Origin of the sequence: Lactobacillus corticis, assembly GCF_018327645.1 — a bacterium.
GTDB lineage: Bacteria > Bacillota > Bacilli > Lactobacillales > Lactobacillaceae > Lactobacillus > Lactobacillus corticis.
Window position 1 is genome coordinate 67,656 of the sequence record NZ_BMAY01000007.1, and the last position, 14,971, is coordinate 82,626.

Genomic DNA, 14,971 nt, shown 5'->3' on the forward strand with positions numbered 1-14,971 from the left:
ATTTTATCATAGTCAAAGCTTAAACCAGTAAACGAAAACAACTTTTATAAAAAATACTTTTATTTATTGATCTAACCCTCTCCCCGTGGTAAAGTAATTAAGTATGTAACTCAGCAAAGGAGGTTTAGCAAATGGCAAAAGATTTTGTAACAGGTAAGAAGACCACTTTTGGCAACAAGCGTTCACACGCTTTGAACTCAACTCGTCGTGCTTGGAAGCCAAACCTTCAAAAAGTTCGCATTCTTGTTGATGGCAAGCCTAAGCGCGTTTGGGTCTCAACCAAGACTTTGAAGTCAGGTAAGGTTACCCGTGTATAATGACCAATAAAGCCCGTCAGATTAGGATTCTGGCTGGCTTATTTTTTTGCTTAAAACTTAATCTTCGGCTGCAGGTGCATCATTGGTGCATCAGCAGTAAAAAGACGTTTTAGAAATTAATCTAGAACGTTTTTATTTTCTATAATTCTTTTTCTCTTTGAGTAATATACTCTTTCATTTTCTCCAAATCTTCTTTGGTTGCTAACTTTAGAATAAAGCTTTTAGCAGTGGATCTTTTATTAATATATAATTTTCTAGCTTTGTTTGCTTCATCCTTTGCCTTACTTAGTTCTTCAGCCTGATTCTTACGCTCACGCTCTATGCGCTTGCTGATCATCTCATTAACTTCTTCTTGTGTGTAAGTCTTAACAGCGTCGGATGATTTATCTGCAGCTTTATCAACTTGTTCTGTCTTAACTTCTTCTTTGCTTTCTGTTTCCATTTGTAAAATCCTCACTTTCAGTTAGTGGTTAACTCTCTACTCAGTAGCTTCTTTAACGCCTAGCACACAGGAAAAAAGGCAAAATAAAAGCACTTAATCACAAATTCTCGTGATGAAATGCTTAATTTATCTATTTTTTACTTTTTCCGTTCCTCATTTACTTCCTTAATCAATTGTTTTGCCTCTTCCAAGCGTTTCAAGGCTTCTTTATCCGGCTTTTTATATAATCCAGCTTCTTTCAATCCTTTTATAAACTGTTCATGATCAGGAAAATTTCTATTATTCCAGTATCTTTTGGAATGCTTATTTGTTTCATTAGTCAATTTCTTCTACCTCAACAAAAATCTTGCCCTTTTCAATGTATTGTTTAACAAATTTAAAAGTAGTACCCCTTGCGAAAAGCACCTCATTTTCATCACTACGGAAAGATTTTACATCTCTGCCAGTCTTACTTCTAGTAATTACCATTCTGAAGTAATCATCATTATCGTATATCTCTTTTGAAGTTGATATATATCCTTTATCATGATAAAAACCAGAGCTGGCAATATCTTGTATCAATTGGTCCAATTGTTTTTTTTCCTAATGAATCAGAGAACGAGCGATACAATGGCTTTTCTGATCTATATAGCGGTAACTTTTTCAAAGCACTATCAATTCCCTCTACCATCTTTTTCTGATAAGGATTAAGTGGTTCGTCATTTCTCATCGCATAATTTAACATGTATGAATCAAAACCCACATAATTATTCATTGCCCACTGTTCATCATCTTTGATTGTTTTATTATTCGATCCATCATCTAACCAATAAGCCCCAACTGAGCATCTACAATTGGGATGCACTGGTTTATCAGGACAATCATCAACTTCATAAATCCCTTCTGGAAGATTACCACCAGAATTACTACTTGCTATCTCACGACAAACTTTACATGCTCCCGATTCAGCATACCACTTACAGTACTTATATCCATTTTTCTTTAAAAATTCGATCTGAGCCAGATGTTGGGCCCTTGCTGATTCTGTACGTGCAATCCTTTCTGCTGCATATCTTGCATCTGATACTGTCTTTTTTACTAATGGTTTAAGATACTTGATCATCTCACGTGGATTATCACCACGGATCATTGCTGTAGCTACTAGACCGTCTAATCTAGCTTTAAGAACATCAATATTTGCCCACACGTTCTTGCTAAAAGCTCCTACATTAATACTTGCTGTGGTTTGATCAATTAAGCCTTTGCTACTCCATGATGCATTTTTAGTTGTTGAGCCTAAAATACCTGCTTGACGTTTCATCTCCGCAAGATAATCCGAGTAAACCTTGTCAGTGATCTTTGTTTCAACCAAGACTTTGAAGTCAGGTAAGGTTACCCGTGTATAATGACCAATAAAAACCCGGCAAAGTTGTCGGGTATTTATTTTTGCTAAAAATTGACGATTATATAAAATGTGCAACTGAAGAAAGAACCATGTAAATAGGCATGGTTCTTTTTTGGTTTTAGGCAATAAAAAGTATCCGCTTAATTTTGCTGATCTATTTACAAAATATACGCTGTTTTTAAATCGATATAAAAATCTCTGTTAACCGATTCTCTCAACTTATTATGCAAACTTAGCAATCAAAGAAATCCATTGTGGCAGATTTTTTACAAATTCGGCTGCTTTTTGCATCTTGGAATTGTCTTGCAGATATTCAATCCCTTTAGGTGTAATTTGCAGATTAGTAACCTTAATACTGCTACCACTCAATGTATTAACTGATATAACCCCAGTGACATATCCTTCTTCATACAATGACTTAAGAATATATTCCCAATAATCGAGTGGAATACCTTCACTAAGTTCTTTTAGTTCATCGCTCGTTACAGCCTTGCCACTCTTTAAAGTCAGATAAAGAATTTTAAGAAGTTTATAGACTAATACGAAATAATCATCTCTTGCCATTATCTTTCTCCTTTGTCTCCTTTATCCATTTTTGTAAAGTTTCATGAACCTTCTTATTAGGTTTACCATACGTCTTTATTCCAGTAGTTGGCCATTCTCTCCAACGTAGATCACTAAAAGGCTTTTTATTGGTCGGTGTATTCTTCCCAGACAATTGTTTTTACTCCTTCTTTATTTATGAAAGTGTCAGTAATTTTAAATTTAGTATTTCTAGGAAATAAAACTTCTTGTTCCTGTTTATTATATTGAGTTATGTCCCTACCTGATTTACTTTTCTTAATAATAACATGAACTTGCTCAGTTCCTTCACCATAATGAATCTTTGAAGCTGAAATATAAGCTGGATCTTCAAATAATCCGTTATCCATTTGAAATAAGAAATTAATCACACTTTCATCATAACTAAAGAAATAATCTCTTTGAAGTGGCTTACTATCAGTATAATAAGGCATTTTCTTTAATGCTTTATCTAAGTTTATCTTCATTTTTTCTTGGTCTTCGGTTAATGGTTGTCCATTTCGCAAAGCGTAATTCAATTTATAAGAATCAGAAGAAACATAATTTTTAATAGCTTGTTCTTCAAGTAAAGACAATTTAGGGCTGTTTAATTTTCCACTAACAGGAGTAGCATTAATAAATTTTTGTTTAATTAACGGATTTACATTTGTAGCTTCAGCCCACTGCTTATAATTCATCTTGCCATTTGTCCATTTACCTTTACCAGTAACAGGATCACGATACCAACGACTTTCTATATCTGGTAAATCCTTCATGTAAGGTACTGTGGTACATCTGCAGTAAGGATGAATCAACGGATAATTAAGACCTTCAACCTTATTTTTGACATAAAAAATACGCCCATCTAAGTGAGCGCATTGATCACATGTATGACTTTCTAACGTTGCTAGGTATTGATACTGATTAGCTAATGCACCGGCCATGCCTTGCTCTTCTTTGCAAACACCCATTCTGCTAAGTCATATCAAACTTAGTAGTATCAATTGATGCTAAATATTTAGCCGCAATAACATAAACACCTAAACTAGGTTTGGTCCTAATTTAGGTGTTCATCGCATTTTATATATTATCGTATTTTTTAAGATCGCGAGAATAAACTACTGCCAGCATCCCCTGATCACTAGTTAGGGTGAAACTAGAACTAGCTGGTTTAAACTCATTAGAGCCCCACATAATGGGATATGAACTGTTAAAATGACGCAGCTCATACTTGGCACCAATAATATTTAAATTCTGCACCGCCTCGAGATTCCAAATGCCAATATAAGGAAAATCGCTAAGCCGTTCAATCTCATGTTTTCCTGGATTAAAAAACCGAATTTCGTTTTGCCGATCGCAAATTCTGACTTTCTCGGCAAACGGCCGCATCCCTGGTGCTAGAAACATCATTAAATTGATTAAATAATGATCTAGTCGCCCTCCAGTAGCGCCATAGATCGTCAAAGACTGAACCTGATAAGCCTTGAAGACTGTCTTAACCATTAATTCGGAATCAGTATCGTCTTTTTCGGGTACCGAGTAACGAATATCGGGACAATTTTTTTCTAACTCCCCTAATTCAGATGCTTTGAGCGAATCAAAGTCACCAATAGCCAGATCTGGTTTCAGTCCCAGCTCCAATAGCAACAAGCTGCCGCGATCCACACCAACCAGCAATTGGCCCATTTCTTGAGCATGCAGAAGCTTTTGCCGTAAATTTTGGGGCCATTCAGCTTTAGGCCCGCCCAACAAGGCTACTGCTTTCATTTAATTGCTTCCTCCAATTTGGCAAGCTGCTGCTTGACCACGCCTTTACTAAAGATAAAGGAGCCTGCTACAAAAATGTCGCAGCCGGCTTGCCGACAAAGCTTGGCCGTTTGATCATTGATGCCGCCATCAACTTCAACACTGATGCGCCGTTTAGTTTTAGCAAGCAGCGTTTTAACTTCCGCAATTTTTTCTGGTGACTCTTGAATAAAGCCTTGGCCGCCAAAACCAGGATGGACCGTCATCACCAAGACTTGATCAATTTTATCAAGAAATTTCTCTAAAACACTTACAGGTGTTTCAGGGTTTAAAGCAATGCCAGTTTTAATGCCGCTTGAGTGCAGATAGTCTAGCCAATACAGCAATTGGCTTTCATCCATTGCTTCATAATGGAGCAGCATCAAGTCGGCTCCGGCTTTGGCAAAAGCCGGAACAAGGGTCTTTGGCATATCGCTCATCAAGTGGACTTCAGCCTCGATCATGGGATAGCTGCGTTTAAAATCTTTAATCAATTGCGGACCGTAGGCTAAATTTGGTACAAAATGACCATCCATAATATCAATATGAAACCGGGTAATCCCAGCCTCTAAGGCCTTTTTGATACTTTCATCCAACTTCAGATTATTTGCATTTAAGATTGATGGTGCAATTAACATATTTACCTCTACTTTAAATACTCTGGCAACCGGCCTTCGCTTATTTCCTCCCGAATCGCTAAATAATCCTCATAGCGACTAGGAAGAATCTTATTTTCAGCCAGTTGCTCCTTGACGGCACATTTGGGCTCATTGATGTGCTGACAGCTTCTAAACTTGCAACCAGCGCTAAGCTGCTTAAACTCAACAAAATAGTCGGCGGTTTCGGTCAATTTGATTGGCGTCAGATCAATTGCTGAAAAACCCGGCGTGTCTGCCAAAAAGCCTGCCCCGAGCTTAAACAATTCGACCTTTCTCGTGGTATGGCGACCACGGTTTAGGGACTGCGAAATTTCTCCGGTTGCTTGGTTGGCATCTCGTTTTAACTTATTTAACAAAGTTGACTTGCCAGCGCCAGATTGTCCTGCCAAGGTCCAGATTTCCCCTGCTCCAAGCTGAGTTTCCAGCTTCATTTTACTTGGATCGGTAAAAACTGCATAGCCAATTTTCTGGTAATAAGCCAAAATTTCTTTAATTTCAGTTAGTTTAGCTGTGTCAACTAAATCAGTTTTTGATAGGTAAATTGAAACCTTGACTTTTTGCCAAGCAAAGAAGGTTAAAAAGCGATCAAGCAAGGCCACCGAAAAATCGGGCTCAACCGCTGAAATAACTAATAAAACATGGCTAACATTGGCCACTGCAGGCCGACCAATCCGATTTTTGCGCGGCAAGATTTTTACCAAATAACTCATACCTTGATCGTCAATTTGAATCTCAACGCGATCACCTACCGTCGGTTTTTCTTTCTTCTTACGAAAAACGCCGCGCGCTCTAGTGCGCTCGACGCCTTTAGGTGTTTGAACATCGTAGTAGCCGGCAATTAAACCGATAACTGTACCTGTCGCTTGCTCCATTAATTGCTTACCTTTTCGTTCATAACTGTTTTTCCATCCCGGACTACTTTGATCCGTCCGCTTTGACCATCTTTTAAGGTCAGAGGGATTGAAAAATCAGTGTCTTTTTTGATGTAAAGATCACGATAAATATTATCAATTGAGTGATTTTCATCCTCAATATAGATTTGGACATGGTTGCCCTGACTAGTCGAAGATGATGACGAACTACTTGTTGAAGATGAGGATGAACTGCTGTTATCATCCGGATCGTCATAAGTTACCGTGAAGTTCTTAGTAATCGTCTTACTGGTCTTTTCAGCACCCTTTGAAACCGTAATGGTCAAGGTTGAACCTTTTTGGACATGCGTCCCGGCGCCTGGATCCATTGAAATAACCAATCCCTTCTCAACAGAGTCAGAATAGTCTTTCTTAACGACCAGATTCAAATCGTTCTCATCAGCGTAGTCCTGGGCACTCTTTTGGGAATAATTCGTCAAATCTTTAAGAGTCACCATATTTTCTTCAGGATCTTCTTCCTGTCCCTTGGAAACCTTAAGGGTAATTACAGTTCCCTTGGCAACTTTTTTATCACTAGCCACGCTTTGGCTAATAACGATGCCGCTATCAATCGAATCAGAATAGATATTCTTTCGTTTGACCTTTAGGCCGACTTTTTCCAACTTTCGCTTAGCCGGTTGATACTGCATATCGACCACATCCGGCATCGTCACTTTGACGGGGCCAGAGGAGATGATTAAATCAACGCTTTTTCCTTTGGAAGCTGCTTCTCCGGCTGCTGGTTGGGTTTTGATTACCCGACCTTTTTTAATTTTGGCGGAATGTTTGGCACGAATTCGACCAATGGTGAACCCGGCCTTTTCCAGTTGAGCCGAAGCCGCCGTTTCCGTCATATTGGCTACATCGGGAACCTGGGCCCAATCATTGCGATCTTCTGACAAGGCAAAAGCCATAATCGCCACAATCAAAACACCAATAATGGCAGTAAACAGCCACCACCATTTATGGCGCTTTAAGCTGCTAATAAAGCGCTGCCGGCGCGTTGGTTGATTTGTTGGTTGAACGGCGTCGTCAGCCGTTTCCTCACTAGTCGACGCCTGCTCTGAATTTACAGGATCAGCTTTATCAGCCTTAAACCCCGGCAAAATGATGGTTTCATCGTTATTAATTAAATGAGGCGGTACAAAAGCCGGCTCATTGGCGCGCGCTGGATCTAAACTGCTGTCCAAATCTTCCCGCATCTCTTCGGCACTGTTATAACGGTCCTGAGGTTCCTTGCTGGTTGCTTTAAGAACGACATTCTCCAGGGCTTGCGGAACATTGGGATGATTCTTTCTAATTGATGGAATTGCTTCTTGCGCGTGCTTTAGAGCAACTGCCATAGCAGTATCGCCTGCAAAAGGCACCTGCCCAGTTAGCAATTCATATAAAATAATTCCTAAAGAATAAATATCAGATTGTTTGGTCGCCATGCCCCCTCTCGTCTGTTCAGGGGACATATAGTGAACCGAACCCATGACCGAGTTGGTTTGTGTTACCGAACTCTGATTCAAGGCAACGGCAATCCCGAAGTCAGCGATTTTAATGTTTCCCCGCTGGTCCATCAGGATATTTTGCGGCTTTAAATCACGGTGGATCACATTATGCCGATGTGCTAAACCCACAGCACTTAAAATCTGATCCATGATACGGATAACTTCATGGATCGGCAATGGCGAATGAGCTTTAATATAATCCTTTAAGTCAGGTCCATCCACATACTCCATAACCATGTATGGTTGACCGTCATCAGTACTAACATCTAGTACTGAAATAATATTAGGATGACTCAAAGCACTTGTCGCCAAAGCTTCTCGCTTGAACCGCAATAAGGTTTGTTTATCTTTTAAGAGGTCCATTCGCAGCATTTTAACAGCAACTTTTTGCTGCAAAATGATGTCCTCAGCCAGATAAACATTGGCCATGCCGCCTTCGCCTAAGGTGTCAAGGATCCGGTACCGCTCACCGAGCAAATACCCCTTATCGATCACCCAGCTCATCCTCCTTTGCGAAGACTAAACAAACCGTTATATTGTCACCGCCACCTAATCGGTTAGCTTCATTAATCAATTTATTGCAGCGATCCTTTAAACTCAAATCCTTGGTAGCCAGGATTTGCTGAATTTGTGGATCACTTAAGGAGTTAGTCAAACCATCAGTGCACAACAAAAACATCGTGCCATCAGCCATCGGCAATTCATCAAATTCTGGATCAATTGTACTAGAAACGCCCAAAGCTTGGGTAATGATATTCTTTTGCGGATGGTGTTTGGCTTGTTCTGGGGTAATTTGCCCCATTTTGACAAGTTCATTAACCAATGAATGGTCTTCAGTAACTTGCACAAATTTTCCTTCAGCATAGCAATATGCTCGAGAATCACCCAAATGGGCTACCAAAGCTGCATCCTCAAAGGCAAATACCAGCACGATGGTGGTCCCCATCCCATTTAAGTCAGGGAAACGATCAGCCGCCTTTAAAATGGTTTCATTTTCTTTTCTAAACTGAACATCAAGCCATTTTCGGGCTTGCTTTACATCAGTAAAGTCAGTTAAGCCAAAACTGTGTCCCAAATGACTAACGGCCATCGTTGAAGCAACATCGCCGCCTTGATGACCACCCATGCCATCACAAACGATGGCTAATGTTACCCCGCTTTTATTTTTAAAAACCTCTACCGAGTCTTGATTACTTTTTCGAATTCTACCGATACTCGAAGCAAATGCTGTCTCAATCAAAAGTCTAACCTCGTAATCTTAATTTTGCGATGAAGAAGCCATCACTCCCATAAGTATCAGGCAGAATTTTCAGCATCCCGCTATCACTGGTTAAATTTCCAGCAGTAAAGGGTACTAATTCAAAATCTGCATGTGTTTTAAGAAATTGGTCTATAACTTCTTCATTTTCTTCAACTGAAATCGAGCAAGTCGAATAAACTAGCTCCCCCGTCGGCTTCAACAAAAAGCTGACTTGATCCAATATTTGAAGCTGGATCCGCTGTAAGTTTCGCAAATCTGCCAGCTGTTTAGTATAGCGGATTTCTGGTTTGCGTCTAAGCAATCCCAAACCAGAACATGGCGCATCCACCAATATTTTAGCAAAGCTTTGGTCTGAAAAAAATGTGCCAGCCTGGCGAGCGTCACAGGCCTTGACGGCAACTTTATCCGCTACGCCCATCCGCTTGGCATTTTGCTCCACTAGCGCTAATTTTTTAGCGTGAATGTCTAAAGCCGTAACTTTTCCTTTAGTTAAATGCTCAGCAATTTGAACCGTCTTGCCACCTGGAGCACTGCAGGCATCCAGCACCTGCTCATCGCCGGCAAAATCAAAAGCTTCAACTACCAGACCAGCAGCCTCATCTTGGATCGTTAGCTGGCCCTCTTTAAACATCGGCGTGTTGCTAATGCCGCCCTTTGCTAAAATCGCTGCTTGAGGGTTTAATGCACTCCGAGCAGGACTAAACCCGCTTTGAACTAAACTTTGCCAAACTGAATCAAACTTAGCTAAGCCACTGATGCGCGTACTGTTTTTAGCTGGCTGATTTAAGCTTGCCAACATCTGCTCAGTTCGCTTTAACCCCCAATTCTTAATAAAATAGCTAACTAGCCATTGGGGGAAGCTTTCTTGCACGCTTAGCTTGGCCAAATCCTCCTTGGGCAGCTGCGTTTGGCGCCGAATGAAGGCCCGCAGGATCCCGTTTACCAATCTGAAGCCGCTGCTTTTTGGCCTTCCAAAAGCTTTGGCTAATTTATTGGCTTCATCAAGCACTGCCCTATCTGGTATTTTATCTAAAAAAACCAGCTGATAAATAGACATCAACAACAAGGGTTCTAGATAAGGTTCACGTAATTTGGTCCTTACCAGCCCCTTTAATTGATATTCTAAAAATAATTTGCGTTGAATGGTGCCGTAAAATATTTGGGTTGCCAAATTCCGATCAGCTGGCGTTAGCTGCTGGTCTGCTAAAACATGATTTAAACTGATATTCGAATACGACTGCTGCTTAAAAACTCGCATGAGGGCAGTCAGAGCTAACCCGCGGGCACTAGTCTTCACTGACAATTTGTTCACCTGGCACAAAATTCTTGCCCTGGCCATTCAAAAAGTCTTTGATTGACATGCGTTTTTTCCCGTTAGGCTGTACCTCCAAGAGCTCTAATACGCTATTTTCGGCAAAACTAAGCGCAAAGCGGTTTTTATTTGAAACTAAGCTGCCAGCCGGTAAACTCGTCCCTTCATCAGCGACTTTAGCCTGCCAAATTTTTAAGCGTTGGCCATTAAGCATCAGATAGGCACCGGGATCAGGATTCAAAGCCCGAATTTTATTATTAGCTTCTTCAGCTGTTAAATCTAAGGTAATGCGTTCCTGAGCCTTGGAAATATTAGGTGAAAAGACCACCCCAGTTGGATCCTGTGGTTGTTTTTCAATCGCATGAGTGATGATTTTAGGCAAAGTATCCAGCAATAAGTCGCGCCCTAAGATGGACAGCTTTTCAAACAAGCTGCCTGCGTTATCTTCGGGCATAATTTGTAAGGCTGCCTGGGAGTAAATATCGCCAGCATCCATTTCTTTAACCATTTCCATAATCGTGATTCCTGTTTGGGTATCACCATTTAGGAGGGCATACTGAATTGGTGCCCCGCCTCGGTACTTAGGCAGCAAGGAGCCGTGGACATTGACGGCCGCAATTCTGGCTGCTCGGAGAAATTTGGTTGGCAAAAATTGCCCATAAGCTGCCGTAATAATCAAATCAGGCGACATTGCCATTAAAGTCTCCAGTTCGGCTGACTTGCTCAAATGAGCTGGCTGATAGACTGACAAGCCATGCTCTAAGGCCGCTTTCTTAACTGGCGAAGCCGTTAATACTTGCTTGCGGCCAACCTTCTTATCAGGCTGGGTCACAACCGCTTTAATATCATATCCTTTTGCTAAAAGCCCTTCTAAAATTGGCACGGCAAAGGTCGGCGTGCCTAAAAAAATCACTGTGGTCAAAGTATCTTCTCCTTACATGATTCGTTCCGGTTCATTATCAATGTTGATAGTTAGACCGTATTTTTTAACTTTTTGTCCTGCATCTTGAATTTGATGCAATAAGTCATTTAACTTCGGTTCTTTTTTATATTTTACCAGTATTTGGTAGTAATATTGGTTTTTTAAGCGAGAAATTGCACTTGGCGTAGGTCCCAATACGATCGTCTCAGGATGCAATTGCTGATTGAGCTGGCGGCGGATTTTAAAAGCCTCACGGGCAGCATTAGTTTCATTTTTGGCTGCGACCGAAATTAAAACGGTGTAGTAATAAGGCGGATAATCTCCCGCATGGCGCATGCGCATCTCATACCGATAAAATTGCTCATAATCTTGCGTCTGTGCCAAACGGATTGCGTAATGCTCCGGATTATAGGTTTGAATTAAAACTTGGCCCTTTTTCTCAGCGCGGCCTGCCCGCCCAGCTACCTGGGTCAACAATTGGAAGGTGCGCTCACTAGCATTATAGTCGGGCACCCACAGACCAGTATCGGCATTAATTACGCCGACCAAAGTCACATTGGGAAAATCCAGCCCTTTGGCAATCATTTGCGTTCCTAATAAAATGTCGGCTTCCTTGCGTCCAAAGGCATCTAGTTTGCGTTTATAGCTTCCCTTGCGCCGCGTAGTATCAACATCCATCCGAATAATACGAACGCCCGGAAACAATTCAGTTAACTCCTGCTCAACCTTTTGCGTCCCGGTGCCCATAAAACGAATTTGACTGCTGTGACAATTGGGACAACGCTTAGGAATTGGCTCATGATGACCACAATAATGGCAGCGCATTTCACCAGCTGCCTTATGCATGGTCAGCGACAAATCGCAATTAGGACATTGCAGCACAAAACCGCAGTCCCGACACAACATAAAGTTGGCAAAGCCGCGCCGATTAAGCATCAAGATCACCTGCTCATGCCGGGCGAGACGCTCTTGGATAGCACTTGCCAGCTCAGTTGAAAGATCATACTGTCCTCCGGCAAAAGCCGCTTGTTTGAGATCAATAATCTTAACTTCTGGCAAGGGATGCTGGTTTGCTCTTTCAGTCAACCGCAACAAGGTATAGAGTCCCTTTTGTGCTCGAGCCCGGCTAGCCAAACTAGGCGTTGCGCTGCCCAAAACCAAGGGACAATGATGAAATTTTGCGCGCCAAAGAGCGACATCACGCGCATGGTAGCGCGGATTATCTTCTTGCTTATAGCTGGCTTCGTGTTCTTCATCAATGATGATCAAGCCAATATTTTCTAGCGGTGCGAAAACTGCGCTCCGAGCACCAACGACGACCCGTGCTTCACCCCGGCGAATGCGCCGCCATTCATCATAGCGCTCGCCATCTGACAAGGCAGAGTGCAAAACGGCCACCTCTTGGCCAAAGCGTTCGCGCACTTGGCGCACCATTTGCGGCGTGAGGGAAATTTCTGGCACCAGCATCAGAGCATTACGACCGGCTGAGAGGGCTTGACTAATTGCCCGCAAATATACTTCAGTTTTGCCGCTTCCGGTCACTCCCTCAAGCAAAAAGGGATGAGCTTGCTGATCGCTGATTGCTTGCCCAATTTTGGCCAGGGCCTTAGCTTGTTCGGGATTAAGTTTGAGTTCAGCCGGCTTTTTGCTTGCCACATCGGCCAAGGGATCGCGGTAGACTTCCACTTCTTTGCACTTAATCCAGCCTTTTTCTTCCGCTGCTTTCAGCAAGGCGCTTGAAAAACCTTGATCGTGCATGGCTGACCCTGACTTAGGATAGCTGTTTCGCGCAGTTACTAAATCCATCAATAAAGCACGCTGCTTGGTGGCAGTTTTTCGGGTTTGCTCATAAAGTTCTTGATATTGGCCATTTGCCAAAGCTGGCAGATAGATCAGCTCATGTTTTTCTTTAGCTTGATTTTCAACCAAATATTCGATTTTAGCTTGATTGTCCTTTAGCAATTTTTGGACAAACTTTAATTCTTCGGGATCGGTAATTTTATCAACTTCATGAGCTGTTTGTTGAAAATAAGGCAACTTTTTGGCTTCAGGAGTTAGCGGGATTAAAATTTTGCGATAATTTGCCCGCATTACCCGCGGCAGCATGGTCTGCAAAATTGAAATGCGAAAGGCAAAAATTGCTTTTGCCAAAAAAGCCGACAACTCAACTAGCTCTTTAGTTAGTGGTGGTTGTTCATCAGTTACCAGCAACAAATCACGCAGCTTGCCATCATAATCAGTAGTTTTACTAATGCCCACAACAAAGCCTTGCAGTTTTCTTTTGCCAAAAGGAACAACTACCCTTGAACCAATTGCTACCCCTGATAAATCGTCAGGAATGTGATATTCAAAAACTCGATCAGTTTGACTAGCCGCAATATCGACAATAACCTGTGCAATCATTCCATCACCTTAAAAAAGACCTCCATCGTCAAGATGAAGGTCTAGCAAATTAATCTTCTGCCTTTGCTTTGGCAGCTGGAATACCGGTAACCTTACCGGCGACAATTTCTTCCAAGGCTTGACCAACTGCCTTGTCACATTTGAACTTATCAAGAGCTGCCGGCTCACCTGCTTCCAATTCATGAGCCCGTTTTGCTGATAAAACGCAAAGCGAGTAGCGTGAATCAACACGTTCCAACTCTTTATCAATTGATGGATAAGTAATTCTCATATTTAGTCCTCCTTGACCATCTTTCGGTAATCATCAATGACGCGTTTGACACTAACGTGTTCAGCATCAACAATTGCTTTGATGTGATCAACTGCATTGGCAACCGTGTCATTGACAACTGCATAATCGTAATCTTGCATTACTAAAATTTCCTTACGCGCTTGCTCGATCCGACCACGAATAACTTCTTCGCTTTCGGTTCCGCGATGCTCTAAGCGCAAGTGCAAGGTGTGCAAATCGGGGGGCGTCAAAAAAATAAAGACCCCATCTGGCATTTTTTCCCGTACCTTTTGAGCACCATTAACATCAATTTCCAGCAAGACATCCTTCCCTGCTTTTAACATCTGCTGAACTGGTGCTACTGGCGTGCCATAATAATTGCCAACGTATTGATTATATTCAAGCAATTCGCCATTCGCAATAGCTTCCTTGAAACGTTCGACGCTGACAAAAAAATAATCCTTACCATCAACTTCACCAGGCCGAGGCTTGCGGGTGGTCATAGATACGGAATATTCAAATGGAAAAACTTTATTTTCAACAATTGAGCTCTTAACAGTTCCTTTACCAACGCCCGAAGGACCGGAAAGGACGAGCAATAAACCTTCTTTAGACATTGCACACTCCATAGATATTATTACTTCTATCTTGCACTATTATCAGCATTTTTTCAAGAAGGACCCTGCCAAGTTCTTGCAAATATGACTTATTTAAGCTTAACTCTGAACCTCGCCAAAGCCCAACAAATTCTAAGACGATTTGGTAGACGATAATCATGCCGCAAATAGCGGTAGGCGTCTAGCCAATTTTGCCTTAAATGATCAGGCGTAATGAATTGGTTGCGGGAAAAAGTCGGACAGGGCCGCTGATGCCAGCTGATCCTAATTACCCGGCCAACCGTCAATTTTGCCTGATTTTGATGATACTTGGTTAACGCAATCGTCAGGTAATTTCCATCCAGCACATGCTGCCAGTCGGGATTAGCCTGCTGATTGCGTTCCCAATAAATAGCTTTTCGGAGTTTCTTGCTTAAGTTAACCCACATTTGTCTGCCATTAGGCAGTTCAATTAAAGCCACTAAGTAGCTTTTTCTGGACATAAACCTTCACTCCAATTTGTCAATTCATCCAAAAGGGGTTAACTTATCGGCTCTATAATTTTTCCTGTTGATGGTTTATCTATATGATATCCTGTTAACAGGATTTTTTATTGCGCAAGAAAAAGAGGCCATAGCCTCTATTTCTCAA

At 41.6% G+C, this 14,971-nt stretch carries 18 protein-coding genes; 1 reads left to right on the forward strand and 17 read right to left on the reverse strand.

What is annotated here, in order from left to right; genetic code table 11:
• The first annotated feature begins 131 nt into the window (after positions 1–131).
• Positions 132–317, forward strand: a complete 186-nt coding sequence (rpmB, locus tag KI210_RS05695) for a 50S ribosomal protein L28 (RefSeq protein ID WP_008472020.1) — start codon at positions 132–134, stop codon at positions 315–317.
• Between the two features lie 139 nt (positions 318–456).
• Here the strand turns inward: rpmB and KI210_RS05700 are convergent, their stop codons facing one another.
• The 17 genes from KI210_RS05700 to KI210_RS05780 all read right to left on the reverse strand — a co-directional run bounded on the left by KI210_RS05700 (position 457) and on the right by KI210_RS05780 (position 14,823).
• On the reverse strand, positions 457–759 hold the full coding sequence (locus KI210_RS05700) for a hypothetical protein (protein WP_308778622.1): 303 nt from the start codon (positions 757–759) through the stop codon (positions 457–459).
• 137 nt (positions 760–896) lie between these two features.
• Positions 897–1,082: a hypothetical protein gene (locus tag KI210_RS05705; protein WP_212780938.1), complete on the reverse strand. Its 186-nt coding sequence runs from the start codon at positions 1,080–1,082 to the stop codon at positions 897–899.
• Entirely contained in the window at positions 1,075–1,329 is a 255-nt protein-coding gene (locus KI210_RS05710; protein WP_212780939.1) for an ADP-ribosyltransferase family protein, read from the reverse strand. Before KI210_RS05710 ends, KI210_RS05705 begins: the two co-directional genes overlap by 8 nt.
• Positions 1,283–2,269: a minor capsid protein gene (locus KI210_RS05715; RefSeq protein WP_246487329.1), complete on the reverse strand. Its 987-nt coding sequence runs from the start codon at positions 2,267–2,269 to the stop codon at positions 1,283–1,285. Before KI210_RS05715 ends, KI210_RS05710 begins: the two co-directional genes overlap by 47 nt.
• 96 nt (positions 2,270–2,365) lie before the next feature.
• Positions 2,366–2,707, reverse strand: a complete 342-nt coding sequence (locus KI210_RS05720) for a YjcQ family protein (RefSeq protein ID WP_212780940.1) — start codon at positions 2,705–2,707, stop codon at positions 2,366–2,368.
• 125 nt (positions 2,708–2,832) lie between these two features.
• Entirely contained in the window at positions 2,833–3,648 is an 816-nt protein-coding gene (locus KI210_RS05725; protein ID WP_246487330.1) for a minor capsid protein, read from the reverse strand.
• Positions 3,649–3,784: 136 nt separating this feature from the next.
• On the reverse strand, positions 3,785–4,471 hold the full coding sequence (locus KI210_RS05730; RefSeq protein ID WP_212780942.1) for a thiamine diphosphokinase: 687 nt from the start codon (positions 4,469–4,471) through the stop codon (positions 3,785–3,787).
• Positions 4,468–5,127, reverse strand: coding sequence for a ribulose-phosphate 3-epimerase (gene rpe, locus KI210_RS05735; RefSeq protein ID WP_212780943.1), 660 nt, complete (start codon positions 5,125–5,127; stop codon positions 4,468–4,470). Before rpe ends, KI210_RS05730 begins: the two co-directional genes overlap by 4 nt.
• 8 nt (positions 5,128–5,135) lie before the next feature.
• Positions 5,136–6,020 carry a ribosome small subunit-dependent GTPase A gene (gene rsgA, locus KI210_RS05740; RefSeq protein ID WP_212780944.1) on the reverse strand — a complete coding sequence of 295 codons (885 nt, stop codon included), beginning with the start codon at positions 6,018–6,020 and terminating at the stop codon, positions 5,136–5,138.
• On the reverse strand, positions 6,020–8,050 hold the full coding sequence (gene pknB / locus KI210_RS05745) for a Stk1 family PASTA domain-containing Ser/Thr kinase (RefSeq protein ID WP_212780945.1): 2,031 nt from the start codon (positions 8,048–8,050) through the stop codon (positions 6,020–6,022). Before pknB ends, rsgA begins: the two co-directional genes overlap by 1 nt.
• Positions 8,040–8,795: a Stp1/IreP family PP2C-type Ser/Thr phosphatase gene (locus KI210_RS05750; RefSeq protein ID WP_212780946.1), complete on the reverse strand. Its 756-nt coding sequence runs from the start codon at positions 8,793–8,795 to the stop codon at positions 8,040–8,042. The genes pknB and KI210_RS05750 overlap by 11 nt, the downstream gene beginning before the upstream one ends.
• Positions 8,796–8,799: 4 nt before the next feature.
• On the reverse strand, positions 8,800–10,155 hold the full coding sequence (rsmB, locus tag KI210_RS05755; protein ID WP_212780947.1) for a 16S rRNA (cytosine(967)-C(5))-methyltransferase RsmB: 1,356 nt from the start codon (positions 10,153–10,155) through the stop codon (positions 8,800–8,802).
• Positions 10,103–11,050 (reverse strand): methionyl-tRNA formyltransferase, encoded by a 948-nt coding sequence (gene fmt / locus KI210_RS05760; protein WP_212780948.1) that lies wholly within the window; start codon positions 11,048–11,050, stop codon positions 10,103–10,105. The genes rsmB and fmt overlap by 53 nt, the downstream gene beginning before the upstream one ends.
• 12 nt (positions 11,051–11,062) lie before the next feature.
• The gene (priA, locus tag KI210_RS05765; protein ID WP_212780949.1) at positions 11,063–13,453 is read right to left on the reverse strand and encodes a primosomal protein N'; all 2,391 of its coding nucleotides are present in this window, start codon (positions 13,451–13,453) and stop codon (positions 11,063–11,065) included.
• A 49-nt stretch (positions 13,454–13,502) separates the two neighbouring features.
• Entirely contained in the window at positions 13,503–13,724 is a 222-nt protein-coding gene (gene rpoZ, locus KI210_RS05770; RefSeq protein ID WP_212780950.1) for a DNA-directed RNA polymerase subunit omega, read from the reverse strand.
• Between the two features lie 2 nt (positions 13,725–13,726).
• Entirely contained in the window at positions 13,727–14,341 is a 615-nt protein-coding gene (gene gmk / locus KI210_RS05775; protein ID WP_212780951.1) for a guanylate kinase, read from the reverse strand.
• Between the two features lie 89 nt (positions 14,342–14,430).
• Positions 14,431–14,823, reverse strand: coding sequence for a DUF7679 family protein (locus tag KI210_RS05780; RefSeq protein ID WP_212780952.1), 393 nt, complete (start codon positions 14,821–14,823; stop codon positions 14,431–14,433).
• Positions 14,824–14,971 lie beyond the last annotated feature (148 nt).

What these genes read in the sequence shown, in the direction of transcription:
- rpmB (WP_008472020.1), top strand. Translation starts at nt 132, where the DNA reads ATGGCAAAAGATTTTGTAACAGGTAAGAAGACCACTTTTGGCAACAAG.
- KI210_RS05700 (WP_308778622.1), bottom strand. Translation starts at nt 759, where the DNA reads ATGGAAACAGAAAGCAAAGAAGAAGTTAAGACAGAACAAGTTGATAAA.
- KI210_RS05720 (WP_212780940.1), bottom strand. Translation starts at nt 2,707, where the DNA reads ATGGCAAGAGATGATTATTTCGTATTAGTCTATAAACTTCTTAAAATT.
- KI210_RS05725 (WP_246487330.1), bottom strand. Translation starts at nt 3,648, where the DNA reads ATGGCCGGTGCATTAGCTAATCAGTATCAATACCTAGCAACGTTAGAA.
- KI210_RS05730 (WP_212780942.1), bottom strand. Translation starts at nt 4,471, where the DNA reads ATGAAAGCAGTAGCCTTGTTGGGCGGGCCTAAAGCTGAATGGCCCCAA.
- rpe (WP_212780943.1), bottom strand. Translation starts at nt 5,127, where the DNA reads ATGTTAATTGCACCATCAATCTTAAATGCAAATAATCTGAAGTTGGAT.
- rsgA (WP_212780944.1), bottom strand. Translation starts at nt 6,020, where the DNA reads ATGGAGCAAGCGACAGGTACAGTTATCGGTTTAATTGCCGGCTACTAC.
- rsmB (WP_212780947.1), bottom strand. Translation starts at nt 10,155, where the DNA reads ATGGCCAGGGCAAGAATTTTGTGCCAGGTGAACAAATTGTCAGTGAAG.
- priA (WP_212780949.1), bottom strand. Translation starts at nt 13,453, where the DNA reads ATGATTGCACAGGTTATTGTCGATATTGCGGCTAGTCAAACTGATCGA.
- rpoZ (WP_212780950.1), bottom strand. Translation starts at nt 13,724, where the DNA reads ATGAGAATTACTTATCCATCAATTGATAAAGAGTTGGAACGTGTTGAT.
- gmk (WP_212780951.1), bottom strand. Translation starts at nt 14,341, where the DNA reads ATGTCTAAAGAAGGTTTATTGCTCGTCCTTTCCGGTCCTTCGGGCGTT.
- KI210_RS05780 (WP_212780952.1), bottom strand. Translation starts at nt 14,823, where the DNA reads ATGTCCAGAAAAAGCTACTTAGTGGCTTTAATTGAACTGCCTAATGGC.